The organism is Streptomyces sp. RLB3-17 (assembly GCF_007113425.2).
Taxonomy (GTDB): Bacteria; Actinomycetota; Actinomycetes; order Streptomycetales; family Streptomycetaceae; genus Streptomyces; species Streptomyces mirabilis_D.
The window spans coordinates 8,654,095-8,670,109 of the sequence record NZ_CP041610.2; the positions used below are offsets into that span (position 1 = coordinate 8,654,095).

General features: G+C 72.4%; 12 protein-coding genes. 7 read left to right on the plus strand and 5 right to left on the minus strand.

Annotated features, from left to right (window positions below):
- Positions 1 to 51: 51 nt before the first annotated feature.
- Together FNV62_RS38790 and FNV62_RS38795 are read left to right on the plus strand one after the other, a co-directional pair.
- The gene (locus FNV62_RS38790) at positions 52 to 948 is read left to right on the plus strand and encodes a GntR family transcriptional regulator (RefSeq protein ID WP_399223070.1); all 897 of its coding nucleotides are present in this window, start codon (positions 52 to 54) and stop codon (positions 946 to 948) included.
- A 131-nt stretch (positions 949 to 1,079) separates the two neighbouring features.
- The gene (locus FNV62_RS38795) at positions 1,080 to 1,379 is read left to right on the plus strand and encodes a hypothetical protein (protein ID WP_060894557.1); all 300 of its coding nucleotides are present in this window, start codon (positions 1,080 to 1,082) and stop codon (positions 1,377 to 1,379) included.
- Positions 1,380 to 1,432: 53 nt separating this feature from the next.
- On the opposite strand, the gene FNV62_RS38800 is transcribed toward FNV62_RS38795, so the two are convergent.
- Both FNV62_RS38800 and FNV62_RS38805 read right to left on the minus strand, forming a co-directional pair.
- Positions 1,433 to 2,206 carry a hypothetical protein gene (locus FNV62_RS38800; protein ID WP_054237104.1) on the minus strand — a complete coding sequence of 258 codons (774 nt, stop codon included), beginning with the start codon at positions 2,204 to 2,206 and terminating at the stop codon, positions 1,433 to 1,435.
- A 149-nt stretch (positions 2,207 to 2,355) separates the two neighbouring features.
- Complete coding sequence (locus tag FNV62_RS38805) at positions 2,356 to 4,029, minus strand: PucR family transcriptional regulator (RefSeq protein ID WP_143628562.1); 1,674 nt, start codon at positions 4,027 to 4,029, stop codon at positions 2,356 to 2,358.
- 342 nt (positions 4,030 to 4,371) lie between these two features.
- On the opposite strand from FNV62_RS38805, the gene FNV62_RS38810 reads away from it, so the two are divergent.
- The 5 genes from FNV62_RS38810 to FNV62_RS38830 all read left to right on the plus strand — a co-directional run bounded on the left by FNV62_RS38810 (position 4,372) and on the right by FNV62_RS38830 (position 11,006).
- A complete protein-coding gene (locus FNV62_RS38810) occupies positions 4,372 to 5,262 on the plus strand; it encodes an FAD binding domain-containing protein (protein WP_054236974.1) in 891 nt (296 codons plus the stop codon).
- Positions 5,262 to 5,846: a (2Fe-2S)-binding protein gene (locus FNV62_RS38815; protein WP_060901054.1), complete on the plus strand. Its 585-nt coding sequence runs from the start codon at positions 5,262 to 5,264 to the stop codon at positions 5,844 to 5,846. The genes FNV62_RS38810 and FNV62_RS38815 overlap by 1 nt, the downstream gene beginning before the upstream one ends.
- 2 nt (positions 5,847 to 5,848) lie before the next feature.
- Entirely contained in the window at positions 5,849 to 8,233 is a 2,385-nt protein-coding gene (locus FNV62_RS38820) for a xanthine dehydrogenase family protein molybdopterin-binding subunit (RefSeq protein ID WP_054236976.1), read from the plus strand.
- 108 nt (positions 8,234 to 8,341) lie between these two features.
- Positions 8,342 to 9,799 carry an NCS2 family permease gene (locus tag FNV62_RS38825; RefSeq protein ID WP_054236977.1) on the plus strand — a complete coding sequence of 486 codons (1,458 nt, stop codon included), beginning with the start codon at positions 8,342 to 8,344 and terminating at the stop codon, positions 9,797 to 9,799.
- A gap of 55 nt (positions 9,800 to 9,854) precedes the next feature.
- Positions 9,855 to 11,006, plus strand: coding sequence for an XdhC family protein (locus tag FNV62_RS38830; RefSeq protein WP_143628564.1), 1,152 nt, complete (start codon positions 9,855 to 9,857; stop codon positions 11,004 to 11,006).
- A 49-nt stretch (positions 11,007 to 11,055) separates the two neighbouring features.
- Here the strand turns inward: FNV62_RS38830 and FNV62_RS38835 are convergent, their stop codons facing one another.
- The 3 genes from FNV62_RS38835 to FNV62_RS38845 form a co-directional block, all read right to left on the minus strand.
- A complete protein-coding gene (locus tag FNV62_RS38835; protein WP_143628565.1) occupies positions 11,056 to 14,013 on the minus strand; it encodes a SpoIIE family protein phosphatase in 2,958 nt (985 codons plus the stop codon).
- A gap of 64 nt (positions 14,014 to 14,077) precedes the next feature.
- A complete protein-coding gene (locus FNV62_RS38840; protein WP_143628567.1) occupies positions 14,078 to 14,521 on the minus strand; it encodes an SRPBCC family protein in 444 nt (147 codons plus the stop codon).
- Between the two features lie 200 nt (positions 14,522 to 14,721).
- Positions 14,722 to 15,957, minus strand: coding sequence for a HEAT repeat domain-containing protein (locus tag FNV62_RS38845; protein ID WP_143628569.1), 1,236 nt, complete (start codon positions 15,955 to 15,957; stop codon positions 14,722 to 14,724).
- Positions 15,958 to 16,015: the final 58 nt, after the last annotated feature.

Below are 16,015 nucleotides of genomic sequence, written 5' to 3' on the forward strand. Positions count from 1 at the left end.
AACAACCGCCGCAATGACCCCCAAGTACCACCAAGCCCGGAGGAGGACCCCGTGGAGCAGGCCGGTTCGCTGAGCGCGCGCGGTTCCACCGGGTCGGCGGCCCCGGACATCCGTACGGCGTCCGTCCGGGTGCCCGCACAGGCGCGGGCGGCGGACGTCGAGCGGGAGCGGGGCGTGGCCTCGGACGAGTCCCGGTCCGCCTCCGGGGCCCGTGGCGAGCACACCCACAGCGAGCCGCCCATCCCGCACCCCCGCGTGGAGACCGCGCGCCCTGTCGAGGCCGCGCGTCCTGTCGAGGCCGCGCGCCCCGTGGAGACGGCGCGCCCCGTGGTCCAGCGGGCCTCGGTCCGCGGGCAGATCCTCGACGCCCTGCGCACCGCCCTCGTCGCGGGCGAGCTCGCCCCCGGCCAGGTGTACTCGGCGCCCGTGCTCGGCGAACGCTTCGGGGTGTCCGCCACACCGGTACGTGAGGCGATGCAGCAGCTCGCCCTCGAAGGCGCCGTCGAGGTCGTACCGAACCGGGGCTTCCGGGTCGTCCGGCGCGGGACGCGTGAGCTGGCCGAACTCGCCGAGATACGCGCCCTCCTCGAAGTCCCGGTGGTGCTGCGCCTCGCCCGCACGGTGCCCGCCGCGCGCTGGGCCGAACTGCGCCCGCTCGCCGAGGCGGCGGCGCGTGCCGCGTCCGCAGGGTGCCGTGCCACCTACGCCGAGTGCGACCGCGCCTTCCATCACGCGATGCTCGCCCTCGCCGGCAACGACCAGCTCGTGCAGATCGCCGACGACCTGCACCGCCGCGCCCAGTGGCCCCTCGTCGGCGGCCCCGTCCCGCGTGGCCGCGCGGACCTCATGGCCGACGCCGCCGAGCACCTCGCCCTCCTGGACGCCCTGACGGCCCAGGACCTCCCGGCCGTCCAGTCCCTCGTACGAGAGCACTTCGCCGACAACTAGGTCCGGTACGTCGCCTTCCCCTGGCGGACGTCACGGCTCCGTGGGCGCCGAGCAACAGGACGCGCCGCCGGGAACCCGGACGGCCCCGCACGCGTGTCCCCCGGTACCAGCAGAAACCGGGGGAGAAGACGATGCCCGACCCGTCCTGGCAGGCGATGCAGCAAGCGCAGCAGGCCCAGCAGATCCACCAGAACCACGTACGCCACCACCGTGCGGCGCACGACATGGCCCGGGCCCACGCCCGTCACACCGGGGCGCCCCACACGCACCGCCCCGTGCCGCACACCGGCGCCCGGGGCGGCGGCCTGCGCGGCCTCCTGGTCCTGATCGTCCTCGTCGGGGTCGTGGTCTACGTCGCCCACGACCCCGAACTGCGCACCGCGGTGGGGAACTTCGCCCGCGACCTCCTGGCGCACGTCCAGAGCAACTGACCCGGTCCGGCGAACGCGGCCAGCCACGACGAATCCGCGGTCTCCCCGCAACCTCAAGCCGTCGCGGCAGGCGGAGTGAGTTGCCGTGCCAGCCACGTCGGCACACCCCCGAGCAACCGGAACAACCGTCCCGCCTCCGCCCGCAACCGAGTCGCCTCCGGCTCGGTCTCGGCATCCGCGAGCGAGGCCAATGCCGGAGCCGTGCCCACCAAGTACCCCAACTCCTCCCGGATCCGCAGGGATTCGGCGAACCCGTGCCGCGCCTCGGCCAACTCCCCGTCCCGCAGGGCGAGTCCGGCAAGGTGCCGCCAGGTGAAGGAGAGCAGGAGCGGGTCGGCCTGGGCGACGGCGCCCGCGTGGGCACGCCGGTACGCGGCCCGCGCGGCCTGCGGCGACTGCGCGAGGTTCTCGGCGAGCAGCCCGCGCCGGAAGTCCAGCAGCGCCCGCCCCGGCGCCCCCGGGGCGATCAGCGCGGCGGCCCGCCCGAGCGCGGCCCGCGCCTCGTCCGCCCGGTCGCGCACCCCGAGCAGCGTGGCCGCGTACGCGAGCTGCCCGCGCTCACAGGCCGCCGCCCCGCGCTCGTCGTCGCTCTGGGCCACCGCCTCCGCCGTCCGCAGCGCGTCCTCCGCCTCGGCCCAGCCCTGCTCGGTGTACAGGCACCGCTCCACGAGGAGCGAGGCTCTCTGCAGTGCGGGACCCGCCGTCCCGGGCTGGAGCAGTGCGGCCGCGTCGACCCAGCAGGCGCGCGAGCGCAGCCGCCATACCGCGGTCTGGAGTGGATCGTCCCCTGCGTTCGTTCCGGAACCAGACATGGCGGTATGCGCCACGTTGCCCTCCCCGAGCACGCCATTGAGCTGTTGAGTGGTGGCATCTCAGCACGGATCGCGGCACCCGGCCAAGGGGGTGGGTGAAGGATTTCACAAAGTCGTGGGACTGGTGCGGCACTTGCTGACACGCGCCGCACGGACCCGTGACCTCAGCTCATGCGCAACGCGAGGAAGAAGTCGAGCTTGTCCTCGAGGCGGGAGAGGTCCCGGCCCGTCAACTGTTCGATGCGGCCCACCCGGTAGCGCAGTGTGTTGACGTGCAGGTGGAGCCGCGTGGCGCAGCGCGTCCAGGAGCCGTCGCAGTCGAGGAACGCCTCCAGGGTGGGGATGAGTTCGGCGCGGTGGCGGCGGTCGTAGTCCCGGAGCGGGTCGAGCAGGCGCGCGGTGAAGGCGCGGCGTACGTCGTCCGGCACGAAGGGCAGCAGGAGGACGTGCGAGGCCAGCTCCTGGTGCCCGGCCGCGCAGACCCGGCCGGGGCGGGCGGCGGCGACCCGGCGCGCGTGCCGGGCCTCCTCCAGGGCGCCACGCAGCCCCTCGGCCGAGTGCACGGCGGCGCTGACGCCGAGCGTGAGCCGCCCGTCGTCGTTCAGGCCGGCCGACAGCGGGTCGCGTACGGTCTCCAGAAGGGCGTCCGCGAGGATGCCCGACTCGGACCCGTCGTGCTCCGAGGAGACCGCCGGAAGAGGGACGAGCGCGATCGCCTCCTCACCCGTATGGGCGACGGCGATCCGGTCGGAGTGCTCGGGACCGCTGGTCAGCGGGTCGACGAGGATCTCCTCCAGGAGCGACTGGGCGGCCGGCCCGCCCTCGATCTCGCCGCCGTCCCACTCCACGCGGGCCACCACCACCTGCCAGTGCGGTGCGGCGCCGAGCCCGGGCAGCAGCACCGGCGCGGCGACGCGCAGCCGGGCCGCGATCTCCGCGGGGGCCGCCCCCGTCTGCACCAGTTCGAGGACCTCCTGCGCGAGCCGGCGCCGTACCGTGCGCGCCGCGTCCCGCCGGTCCCGCTCGACCGCGATCAGCTGGGTGACGCCCTGGAGCAGGTCGAGCCGCTCCGCGGGCCAGTCCCCGGCGTCCGCCTCGACCGCGAGCAGCCAGTCGGAGAGCACCGTCTCGCGCACATCGCGGGAGGCGGCCGCGGAGCGCCCGGAGGAGCGGATCGGGAAGAGGGAGTAGGTCGTCGTGCCCACGAGCACCCGGTGCGGTCCGCGCCGCCCGGTGCGCGCCGCCGCGAGGTGCTCCGCGGCCAGCTTCGCGGACACGTCGGCGGGCGGCGCGGCCCCGGCGAGCTTCGAACCGGCGATGGGGCGTCCGGTGGGGGAGAGCACCCAGGCCCGCAGGTCCAGGTCGGTGCCGAGCAGGTCGAGGACCACGTCGGGGCCGCCGCCCGCCGGGCCGGACGTCATCATCCGCCGGTGCCGGTCCACCACGGCCGCGAGGTCCCCGGCGCGCTCGCCCGAGACCTGTCGTACGACATGCTCGGTGATCGTCGCGAACGCCACCGACTCGTGCACGGCGAACAGCGGCAGCCGGTGCCGGACGCAGGCCAGGACGAGGTCCTCCGGGACGTCGCCGAGCTCCGCCTCGCCGGCGGCGAGGGCCGCGACCCCGGCCGCCGCCAGGATCCGTACGAAGGGCTCGGAGTCCGCGGCGTCGTGCCGCCAGGCGAGCCCGGTGAGGACCAGCTCGCCGCCGGAGAGGTAGCGGCTGGGGTCCTTGAGGTCCGTGGTCATCACACCGCGTACGGTGCGGTCCAGCTCGTCCTCGCCGCCGAGCAGCCGCAGGCCCAGCGCGTCGGTGTCCAGCAGTGCGCGCAGCCGCATTCTCGTCGCCGCCGTTCTTGTCTCGAAATCTACGATGGATCTGAAGGTGAGCAATGGGCGAGCGGGTCCGCGAGCCGTACTCCCTGGTCCCAGCGTGTGCTGGATGTTTCCTGTCGTTTCCATAGGAAAACGAGGAGGTTACTGATGACCTCCGTTCATACGAATCTACAAGATGACCGCCCTGGCCAGCCAACTCCTTCATGGTTTCGGTGACTGACCCCGGTGGAGGACAGCGCGGTGTACTGACCTCACTCCACGTGAACAACTCATGAACGAGCCCGGGCCGCCGCACACGATCTGGCTTGATCAGAACGACCCACGATACGAAGAAGAGAGCCACTCATGGACTTCCTTCGCCCCGCCAGCTGGGAGGAGGCGCTCGCCGCGAAGGCCGAGCACCCCACCGCTGTGCCGATTGCGGGTGGCACCGATGTGATGGTCGAGATCAACTTCGATCACCGCCGGCCCGAGTACCTCCTCGACCTGAACCGCGTCGGCGAGCTGAGCGAGTGGGAGGTCGGCGCGGAGAGCGTGCGCCTGGGCGCCTCCGTCCCGTACACCCGGATCATGGAGAACCTGCGCGGCGAGCTTCCCGGCCTGGCCCTGGCCTCCCACACCGTGGCCTCTCCCCAGATCCGCAACCGCGGCGGCGTCGGCGGCAACCTCGGCACCGCCTCCCCGGCCGGCGACGCCCACCCCGCCCTCCTCGCGGCCGGCGCCGAGGTCGAGGCCGAGTCCGTACGGGGATCGCGTCTGATCCCGATCGACGCGTTCTACACCGGCGTGAAGCGCAACGCGCTCGCGCCCGACGAGCTGATCCGCGCCGTCCACATCAAGAAGGCCGACGGCCCCCAGCAGTACTCCAAGGTCGGCACCCGCAACGCCATGGTGATCGCGGTCTGCGCCTTCGGCCTGGCCCTGCACCCCGAGACGCGTACGGTCCGCACCGGCATCGGCTCCGCCGCGCCGACCCCCGTCCGGGCGAAGGCCGCCGAGGAGTTCCTGAACGCCGCGCTCGACGAGGGCGGCTTCTGGGACAACGGAAAGATCATCACCCCGTCGGTCGCCAAGCAGTTCGCGGACCTCTGCTCCGCCGCCTGCAACCCGATCGACGACGTCCGGGGCACCGCGAGCTACCGCCGCCACGCGGTCGGCATCATGGCCCGCCGCACCCTGACCTGGACCTGGGAGTCGTACCGCGGCACCGCCGCTCACACGGAGGGAGTCGCGTAATGCGTGTCAATTTCACGGTCAACGGCCGTCCCCAGGAGGCCGACGACGTGTGGGAGGGCGAGTCCCTGCTGTACGTGCTGCGCGAGCGCCTGGGCCTGCCCGGCTCCAAGAACGCCTGCGAGCAGGGCGAGTGCGGTTCCTGCACGGTCCGCCTGGACGGCGTGCCGGTGTGTTCGTGTCTGGTCGCGGCCGGCCAGGTCGAGGGCCGCGAGGTCGTCACCGTCGAGGGCCTCGCGGAGTTCGCCAAGCAGCGCGCGGAGCACGGCGGTTGCGCCACCGGCTCCTGCGGCACCTCGCTGGACGAGGCCAGGCGCTGGGAGTCGAAGCCCCAGGACTCCCACACCGGCGAGGGCGGACAACTCTCCCCGATCCAGCAGGCGTTCATCGACGCTGGCGCCGTCCAGTGCGGCTTCTGCACCCCGGGTCTGCTGGTCGCCGCCGACGAGATGCTGGAGCGCAACCCCACGCCGACCGACGCGGACATCCGCGAGGCGCTCTCCGGCAACCTGTGCCGGTGCACCGGCTACGAGAAGATCATGGACGCGGTCCGCCTCGCGGCCGCCCGGCAGTCCGAGGCGGTCTGACCATGGGAACCACGGGTACACCCACCAACCTCACGCAGGGCTCCGGGACCAGGGGCGGCATCGGCGAGTCGACACTGCGCCCGGACGGCATCCTCAAGGTCACCGGCGAGTTCGCGTACTCGTCCGACATGTGGCACGAGGACATGCTCTGGGGCCAGATCCTGCGCTCCACGGTCGCCCACGCCGAGATCGTCTCCATCGACACCGGTGAGGCCCTCGCGACGCCCGGTGTCTACGCCGTCATGACGTACGACGACCTGCCGACCGAGGTGAAGAACTACGGCCTGGAGATCCAGGACACCCCGGTTCTCGCGCACGGCAAGGTCCGCCACCACGGTGAGCCGGTCGCGATCGTCGCCGCCGACCACCCGGAGACCGCGCGCCGCGCCGCCGCCAAGATCAAGGTGGAGTACCGCGAGCTGCCGGTCATCACGGACGAGGCGTCCGCGACCGCGCCGGACGCGATCCTCATCCACGAGAACCGCGACGACCACCACATCGGCCACGTCCCGCACCCCAACATCGTGCACCGCCAGCCGATCGTCCGCGGCAACGTCGAAGAGGCCGCCAAGAAGGCCGACTTCGTCGTCAAGGGCGAGTACACCTTCGGCATGCAGGACCAGGCGTTCCTGGGCCCCGAGTCCGGTCTCGCCGTGCCCGCCGAGGACGGTGGCGTCGACCTCTACATCGCCACCCAGTGGCTGCACTCCGACCTGCGCCAGATCGCGCCCGTCCTGGGCCTGCCCGAGGACAAGGTCCGGATGACGCTCTCGGGCGTCGGCGGCGCGTTCGGCGGACGCGAGGACCTGTCGATGCAGATCCACGCCTGTCTGCTCGCCCTGCGCACCGGCAAGCCCGTCAAGATCGTCTACAACCGTTTCGAGTCCTTCTTCGGGCACGTCCACCGCCACCCCGCGAAGCTCTACTACGAGCACGGGGCGACCAAGGACGGCAAGCTCACCCACCTGAAGGCCCGGATCGTCCTGGACGGCGGCGCCTACGCCTCCGCCTCCCCCGCGGTCGTCGGCAACGCCTCCTCGCTGGGCGCGGGCCCGTACGTCGTCGACGACGTCGACATCGAGGCCATCGCCCTCTACACCAACAACCCGCCCTGCGGCGCGATGCGCGGCTTCGGCGCGGTCCAGGCCTGCTTCGCCTACGAGGCCCAGATGGACAAGCTCGCCGACAAGGTGGGCATGGACCGGGTGGCCTTCCGTCAGCTCAACGCGATGGAGCAGGGGACCGTCATGCCGACCGGGCAGGTCGTCGACTCGCCGGCCCCGGTCGCCGAACTCCTACGCCGGGTCAAGGCGATGCCGCTGCCGCCGGAGCAGCAGTGGCTCGCCGCCGGCGAGGCGGCCGACGTACGGCAGCTGCCGGGCGGTCTCTCCAACACCACGCACGGCGAGGGCGTCGTACGCGGTGTCGGCTACGCGGTCGGCATCAAGAACGTCGGCTTCTCCGAAGGCTTCGACGACTACTCGACGGCCAAGGTCCGCATGGAGGTCGTCGGCGGCGAGCCGGTCGCGACCGTGCACACCGCGATGGCCGAGGTCGGCCAGGGCGGTGTCACCGTCCACGCGCAGATCGCCCGCACCGAGCTGGGCGTCGCCCGGGTGACCATCCAGCCGGCCGACACCCAGGTGGGCAGCGCCGGTTCGACGTCCGCGTCCCGGCAGACGTACGTCACCGGTGGCGCCGTCAAGAACTCCTGCGAGCTCGTCCGCGAGAAGGTCCTGGAGCTGGGCCGCCGCAAGTTCGGTACGTACCACCCCGCTTGGGCGACCGCGGAGCTGCTCCTGGAGGGCGGCAAGGTCGTCACCGACGGCGGCGAGGTCCTCTCCGACCTGGTGGACGTGCTCGGCGACGAGTCCGTCGAGATCGAGGCCGAGTGGCGGCACCGCCCGACCGAGGCCTTCGACCTCCGTACCGGACAGGGCTTCGGCCACGTCCAGTACACGTTCGCCGCGCACCGCGCGGTGGTCGAGGTCGACACCGAACTCGGGCTGGTCAAGGTCATCGAGCTGGCCTGCGCCCAGGACGTCGGCAAGGCGCTCAACCCGCTGTCCGTCGTCGGCCAGATCCAGGGTGGCACCACCCAGGGCCTGGGCATCGCGGTCATGGAGGAGATCATCGTCGACCCCAAGACCGCGAAGGTGCGCAATCCCTCCTTCACGGACTATCTGATCCCCACGATTCTCGACACGCCGACCATCCCGGTCGACGTGCTCGAACTCGCCGACGACCACGCCCCGTACGGGCTCCGTGGCATCGGCGAGGCCCCGACCCTGTCGTCCACCCCGGCCGTCCTCGCGGCGATCCGGAACGCGACGGGTCTGGAGCTCAACAGGACGCCGGTACGTCCCGAGCATCTGACCGGCAAGTAACCCTCTGTTCGTCTCGGGCCGTCCCCCGGGTCGTGCACATCCCAAATCCCGCAGCGACCACCGTGGTCGCCGGCGCGGGTGCCCCTGTGAACCTTGGGAGATGGCACCATGACCCAGCAGTCAGTGGAGCCCAGGACCGTCGCCGACGACGCGGGTGCGGGTACCCGCGTCCCGGCCGGGCGGTCCTGGCTCGACCGTTACTTCCACATATCCCAGCGGGGATCCACGGTCGCGCGTGAGGTGCGCGGCGGCGTCACCACCTTCATGGCGATGGCGTACATCCTCCTGCTCAACCCTCTGATCCTGTCCGGCAAGGACGCGGCGGGGCACACGCTCGGCCAGAACGCGCTGATCACCGCGACCGCGTTCGCGGCGGCCTTCAGCACGCTCCTGATGGGCTTCTTCGGCAAGGTGCCCCTGGCCCTCGCCGCCGGACTCTCCGTCTCCGGGGTGCTCTCCTCGCAGGTCGCCCCGCAGATGACCTGGCCACAGGCCATGGGCATGTGTGTGATCTACGGAGTGGTCATCATGCTCCTGGTCGTCACCGGCCTGCGCGAGATGATCATGAACGCGATCCCGCTGGCGCTGAAGCACGCCATCACCATGGGCATCGGCCTGTTCGTCGCGCTGATCGGCTTCTACAAGGCCGGTTTCGTGCACCAGGGGAAGTCCACCCCGGTCACCCTCGGCCCGGCCGGTGAACTCGCCGGCTGGCCGGTCCTGCTCTTCGCCGCCACGCTGCTCGCCATCTTCATGCTCCAGGCGCGCGGCGTCCCCGGTGCGATCCTGATCGGCATCGTCGGCGGCACCGTACTCGCCGTGGTCCTCAACGCCCTCGGCGTCATCGCCCCCAAGCAGTGGGCGAGCGGTGCCCCCGAACTGCACGGCAGCGCGGTCTCGATGCCGGACTTCTCACTCTTCGGCAAGGTCGAGTTCGGCGGCTGGGGCGACGTCGGAGTGATGACGGTCGGCATGATCGTCTTCACGCTCGTCCTCGCCGGGTTCTTCGACGCGATGGCCACCATCATCGGCGTCGGCACGGAGGCGGGGCTCGCCGACGCGCAGGGCCGGATGCCGGGCCTGTCCAAGGCGCTGTTCATCGACGGCGCGGGCGGAGCGGTCGGCGGGGTCGCGGGCGCGTCGGGCCAGACGGTCTTCGTCGAATCGGCGACCGGGGTCGGCGAGGGTGCCCGTACGGGCCTCTCCTCCGTCGTCACCGGCCTGTTCTTCGCGGCGTGTCTTTTCTTCACCCCGCTGACGGCGATCGTCCCCGGCGAGGTCGCGGCGGCGGCACTGGTCGTCATCGGCGCCATGATGATGATGAACGCCCGCCATGTGGACTGGGCCGACCGAGCCACCGCTATCCCGGTCTTCCTGACCGTCGTCGTCATGCCGTTCACGTACTCCATCACCGCGGGCGTCGCGGCCGGAGTGCTGTCGTACGTCGCCATCAAGATCGCCCAGGGCAAGGCCCGGGAGATCGGGGCGTTCATGTGGGGCCTGGCGGCGATCTTCCTCGTCTTCTTCGCCCTGAATCCGATCGAGAGCTGGATGGGCGTGCACTGACACACCCCTTCCGGTCGACGACCCTCCACGCACCCCCTGTTAAGGAGACAGAGACATGCTGGACATCGCCGAAGAGCTGCACCGGTGGGTCGAGCAGGGACGCGACTTCGCCGTGGCCACCGTGGTGGCCGTCAGCGGCAGCGCGCCCCGCCGGCCCGGCGCGGCACTCGCCGTCGACTCCGACGGCACGGCGATCGGCTCGGTCTCCGGCGGGTGCGTGGAGGGCGCGGTCTACGAACTGTGCCAGCGGGCGCTCGAGGACGGCGAGAGTGTCCTGGAGCGCTTCGGATACAGCGACGAGGACGCCTTCGCCGTCGGTCTGACCTGCGGCGGCATCATCGACATCCTCGTCACGCCGGTCCGGGCGGCCGACCCCGCCCGGCCGGTGCTCGGCGCCGCGCTGGCCGCCGCCGCGAGGGGGGAGGCGGCGGCCGTCGCGCGGATCGTCGACGGTCCCGCCGAACTGCGGGGCCGGGCGCTGCTCGTCCGCCCCGACGGCTCGTACGAGGGCGGCTTCGGCGCCCATCCCGAGCTGGACCGCACGGTGGTCGGCGAGGCGGGCGCCTTCCTGGACGCGGGCCGCACCGGCACCCTGGAGATCGGAGAGCAGGGCTCGCGTTGCGGAGCACCGCTCACGGTTCTCGTCGAGTCGTCCGTGCCGCCTCCGCGCATGATCGTGTTCGGCGCGATCGACTTCGCGTCGGCGCTGGTCCGCATGGGCAAGTTCCTCGGATACCGCGTCACGGTGTGCGACGCCCGCCCGGTCTTCGCGACCGCCACCCGCTTCCCCGACGCCGACGAGATCGTCGTCGAGTGGCCCCACACGTACCTGGAGCGCACGGAGGTGGACGCCCGGACCGTCCTGTGCGTCCTCACCCACGACGCCAAGTTCGACGTACCGCTGCTGCGGCTCGCGCTGCGGCTTCCGGTCGCGTACGTCGGCGCGATGGGCTCCCGGCGCACGCACCTGGACCGCAACGACCGGCTGCGCGAAGTCGGCGTCACCGAGCTGGAGTTGGCGCGTCTCAGGTCCCCCATCGGCCTCGACCTGGGCGCCCGCACCCCGGAGGAGACGGCCCTGTCCATCGTCTCGGAGATCGTGGCCGACCGGCGCGGGGGGAGCGGGGTGTCGCTCACCGGGGCGCACACGCCGATCCACCACGACGCGACGTCGGTTCCGGTGCGGCGGATCGGGTCGGTGGCCTGAGCCGGGCCGGTGTCGGGGGGAGCGCGGGGGTGATGCGGCCGCCGGTCGGCTACTGGGGGGCAGGGCCCGGCAGTTCCTGGTCCCCGGAGGTGAGCTCGTCGAGGTCTCGGGCGAACTCCTCGGTGTCCAGGAACGGAAGGTCCAGGACGTCGGTGGGCAGGCCTGTCGGGCTCTCCGGGCCGAGCAGTGGCTGCTCGGTCCAGATGCACTTTCCGGTCGCCGTGTAGCGGGTGCCCCAGCGCCGGGAGAGCGCGGTGACGAGTTGCAGTCCGCGTCCGCCTTCGTCGGTCTCCGACGCCCGGCGGATGCGCGGCATGGTCAGACTCCCGTCGAAGACCTCGCAGACCAGCTCGGGGCCGTGCAGGAGGCGTAGCCGCACGGGTCCCTTCGCGTGGCGCACGACGTTGCCGACCAGCTCGCTGGCGAGGAGTTCCGTCGTCGGCGTCAGGTCGTCCAGGCCCCAGGTGTGAAGCTGCTCGCGGATGTGGCAGCGGGCCTGCCCGGCCGCTCGCGGGTCCTCGGGGAGCAGCCAGGAAGCCATGTCGTCGTCGGTCAGCGCGTGGAGGCGGGCGATGAGGAGGGCCGCGTCGTCGGCGGTGGAGTGCTCGGCGGGGAGCAGTCCTGCGGTGACGGTGTCGCAGAGGCGCTCCAGGTCGGCGGCCACCTCACCGGGACCCTCGTGCGCGGCCCGCAGCAGCCGGGCGAGTTCGGCCATGCCGTCGTCGATCTCACGGGTGGCCGACTCGACCAGGCCGTCGGTGTAGAGGACGAGCAGGCTCCCGTCCGGCACCATCATCTCGAAGGTCTCGAAGGGGGGCTCCGCCGCGCCGAGCGGCGGATCGGGGGCGAGCTCGGGGAAGTACACACTGCCGTCGGGGTGGACCACGGCGGGCGGGGGATGTCCGGCGCGGGCGACGGAGCAGATCTGGGTGGTGGAGTCGTACAGCGCGTACAGGCAGGTGGCGTAGGACTCCTCCGCCATGCCGCCGACGATGTCGTTGAGATGGCTCATGATCTCGTCGGGGGGAAGTTCGAGGTCGGCCAGGGTGTGCACCGCTGTGCGCAGCCGCCCCATGGTGGCCGCCTCGGGCAGCCCGTGGCCCATCACGTCACCGACGACCAGGGCGACCCGGCCGCCGGAGAGAGGGATGATGTCGTACCAGTCGCCGCCGACGTCCATGCCCTGTCCGGCGGGGAGATAGCGGGCGGCAGCGGTGCACGCGGGCAGTTCGGGCAGGCCGCTGGGGAGCAGACTGCGCTGGAGTTCCTGGGAACGGGTGTGCTCGGCGTCGTAGAGCCGGGCCCGTTCCAGGGCCTGTGCGACGAGGGCGCTGATCGTGGTCAGCAGGGTGCGCTCCTCGTCGCTGAGACGGCGGGGCCGGTCGAAGGAGACCACGCACACCCCGAACGTGTGCCCGGACGCGGTCAGCGGCATGAACGCCCAGGCCTGTTTGCCCGCCTTGGGCGGTCGGGCGGCGAGTTCGGGGTAGCGGGCCGTGTACTCGGCGCGCGTGGAGAGGAACAGCGGCGCGCCGCTCAGGATCGGCTCCCAGACCGGGTCGCGGGCCACCCGGGCACGACCGTTGATCGTGTCGAGGAAGGCGGGCGGGTAGCCGACGGCCCCGACGTTGTACACCCGGTCGTCCTCGATGGCCTGCACCACGAGGCCGGTGGCGCCGAACGGCGGCAGCACGCGCCGTGCGACGGCGTCCACCACGTCCCGGGAGGTCGTCGCCTTGGCGAGGGACGCGGTCAGCTCGGCGATCCGGGCGGCGCGCTCGGCGGCGGCCTGCTCGGCGGCGGACCGTTCGTCCTCGTGCCGCCGGATCTCGGTCACGTCGGTGAAGTAGAGGGTGAGGCCGTCGGGTCCCGGGACCAGCCGCAGGTGGAGGCGGCGCCCGGTGTTCGGAGTGTCCATGTCGAAGCCGGCGGGCTGCTGCGCTGCGGCGGCCTCCCGGCAGCGCTTCTCCAGATCGGGGACCTGCTGGACGGAGGGAAGCTCCCACAGGACGCGGCCGAACAGCTCCTCCTCGGAGGAGCCCAGCATGCGCTCGGCCGCCAGGTTCAGGAAGGTGATCCGCCAGCGGTCGTCAACCGCGAGGAAGCCGTCACTCATGTGGTGCAGAGCCCGGCTGAGCGCGTCGCGGGCGGAGCGGGACTCGTTGCTCTCCCATCCCACCCCGATCATCCGTACGGGTTCGCCCTGAGCGTTGTAGGTCGCCCGGGCGCGGGCCTGGGTCCATCCGTAGGTGCCGTCCAGGCGGCGCACCCGGTACTCGGCCTCGAACACCGTATGGTCCCGGAGCGCCTTCTCCGCCGCCCCCAGGGTCGGCGCCAGGTCGTCGGGGTGGACGATCCTCATCCAGTTCTCGATCCGGCCGGTGAACTCGGCGGGCCTGGTGCCGTAGAGCTCAAGGGCGGCCTCGTCCCAGACCAGCTCGCCGGTCTCGATGTTCCAGTCCCACGAGCCGACCCGGACCTCCTCCAGGGCCTGCCGCAGCCGGTCACCGCTCAGTTCCGCCCGGGGCGGCCGAGTGGGCGGCGGTGCCTGCTGCATGCGCTCCTCGGTCCAGGCGATCACGGCCTGCAGGAAACCCCACTGCTCGACGGCCGGCTCCCCCTGGGCGCCCATCACCACGGTGAGCGCGCCGATGCCGCGGTCGCCGCTGAACACCGGAACGGCCGCCAGCCCGGTCCCGGGCCAGGAGACCGCACCGGATCCGGGCTGTTCGCCGGAGCCCGGCGCGATCCACACACCCCGGCCCTGGTGCAGGGCCCGGGCCGGGGCCAGCGCGCCTTCCTGGTCGATGATCTCCCAGGGCCGGGTGAGGATCGCGGGCAGGCCGGCCGCCGACACCAGGCGCAGCGCGGACATGGGGCCCCGCAGATGGATCATTCCTCCCAGGGCACCCAGCTCCCCCACCGCGTGCTGGAGCGCCAGCCGGAAGATCTCACTCTCCGTGACACCAGGGTCCACCGCGCTGAGCAGAGCCAGCCGTGTATTCATGATTTAAAGACTACAATTTTCCCGTTTCGCACATGGGCGCGCGACCCGCCGTGCGCACGGAGCGTCATGATTCCGGCCGCAGCAGCCCTCCCACCGCTCGCCCGAACATCCACCGCCCCGCCCACCCCAGGGGCCGGTCGAGGAACCGCGGCAGCCACCGTACGTTCAGATCCTCCCGCCAGAGCACCCGCGAGCCCCCGCCCGCCACCGGACGGACCTCGATCTCGGCCCACCCCGTGACGAACGTGCCGCGCTTGACCAGCCGGCACCTTCCCGCGCCCCCGTCCCGGGGTGGCCGCCAGGTGACGACCTCCATCGGGTCGTCGAAGGCCAACGGGCCCACCCCCGACCGCGCGACGAACACCGTGCCCTCGCCGGTCGGTGGCGGCGTGCGCACGGTGACCCGGGTCAGCGGGACGACGGCGGCGTGCCGGGGCCAGTCGGTGAGGCGACGCCAACTCTCTTCGACGGGAGAGGGGGACACACGTTCCAGCTGGAAGAGGACCACGGCCCGATCGTAGGCGGCCCGAACGGCCACCCCCCCCACGACCGCCACCCGCACACGTACGGAAGGGGCCGTGCCGGTACGTCGCAAGCCCGTCGCTTACGTCCGGATCGAGCAGCGGCTCGCTTGCCCGGCCCACGTCTGATCCGGCGGCGACGGGCTCGACGTACCGGCACGGCCCCGACCCACCCACGACCCGCGGGTCAGCGCGGCGCGGCCGCGCCCGTCTTCCGGCGGTGCCGCCCCACGTCGTAGAGCTGCCCGAAGTACGGCCCCTCCACATCGCCGGCGTCGAGGGCGGCCAGGATCTCGTCCCCGCGGGGATCGTCCCGCAGGGCCAACTGCACGGCCGCGGTGACCCGTACGTCCTCCGTCTCGTCGGTGAGGCACGCCGCGAGCGCGTCCGAGACCTCGGAATCCGCGGGCGCGGAGACCAGCGCGGCGCAGGCCCCCCGGCGGACCTCGGCCACCTCGTCCCGGGTGCACGCGAGGACCGTGGCCAGGGCGTCACGGCGCCCGGCGTCGACTCCGTACCGCAGGCCGAAGACCGCCCACCCACGGACCTCGCTGTCGGCGTGCCGGGCGAGGTCGTGCAGGGGTCGCTCGGCACGGGGATCCTGGGCGCCGGACAGTCCCGCGGTCAGGGGCCGCAGCACGCGCGGATCCGGTTCGCGCGCGGCCCACGGCAGGAAGAGATCGACCAGCGGGGCGTCGAACGGCGCCTCGTCGCTGTAGTCGAAGAGGTTGAACAGCCGGAGCACTTCCGCGCCGAAGTACCGCTCCCGCGGGTCCGGCCGGTCCCGCAGTGCGGCGGACATGTCCCACGTGGCTCGATCGCGGCGCTGCTGCAGGACATCCGTCGTCACCCACCAGATCTCGTGGTCGACGTCCGGTTCGGCCAGCGCCCTCGACAGCAGCTCGGCGAACGGGGTCCTGATCCCGTACCGGGGCTCCAGCGCCGTCAGGATCGCGCTGTGCCCGGTACGGACCGTCAGGCCCCCCAGCGTCAGCTCCTCGACGCTCACCCCGTGCTCGTCACGAACCGTCTCCCGCCGCACCGTTCCCGCCGAACCGCTCCTGCGGCGCAGCTCGGCCACGGCACCCGTCCCGTGCCAGGACCGGGCCAGCGCGAGGGCGTCACGTCCTTCACGGTCCTTGTGCCACAGCTGCGCGCCTTGGTTGATGAGCGCGTTCACGATGTCGGAGGCGCCGCGGTCGACCGCCCGCAGCAGCGGGGTCTGGCCGTCCGTGACCCGGTCCAGCCGGGCGGAGCGCATCAGGACCTCGACGGTGGCCAGGTCGAAGCCGTCCACCGCCAGGCGGAGCGCGGGCGTGCCCCGGTCGTCGACGGCGTCGGGATCGCCGCCGGCGTCCAGGAGTGCCGTCACCGCCTTCACGTCGCCACTGCGCACCGCCGCCGTCAGCGACTCCCCGCCCATACGCCCCCGCTTCCCTCACCAAAACCCCGCCCCACGGCACGAGGCCGACAGCACGCGA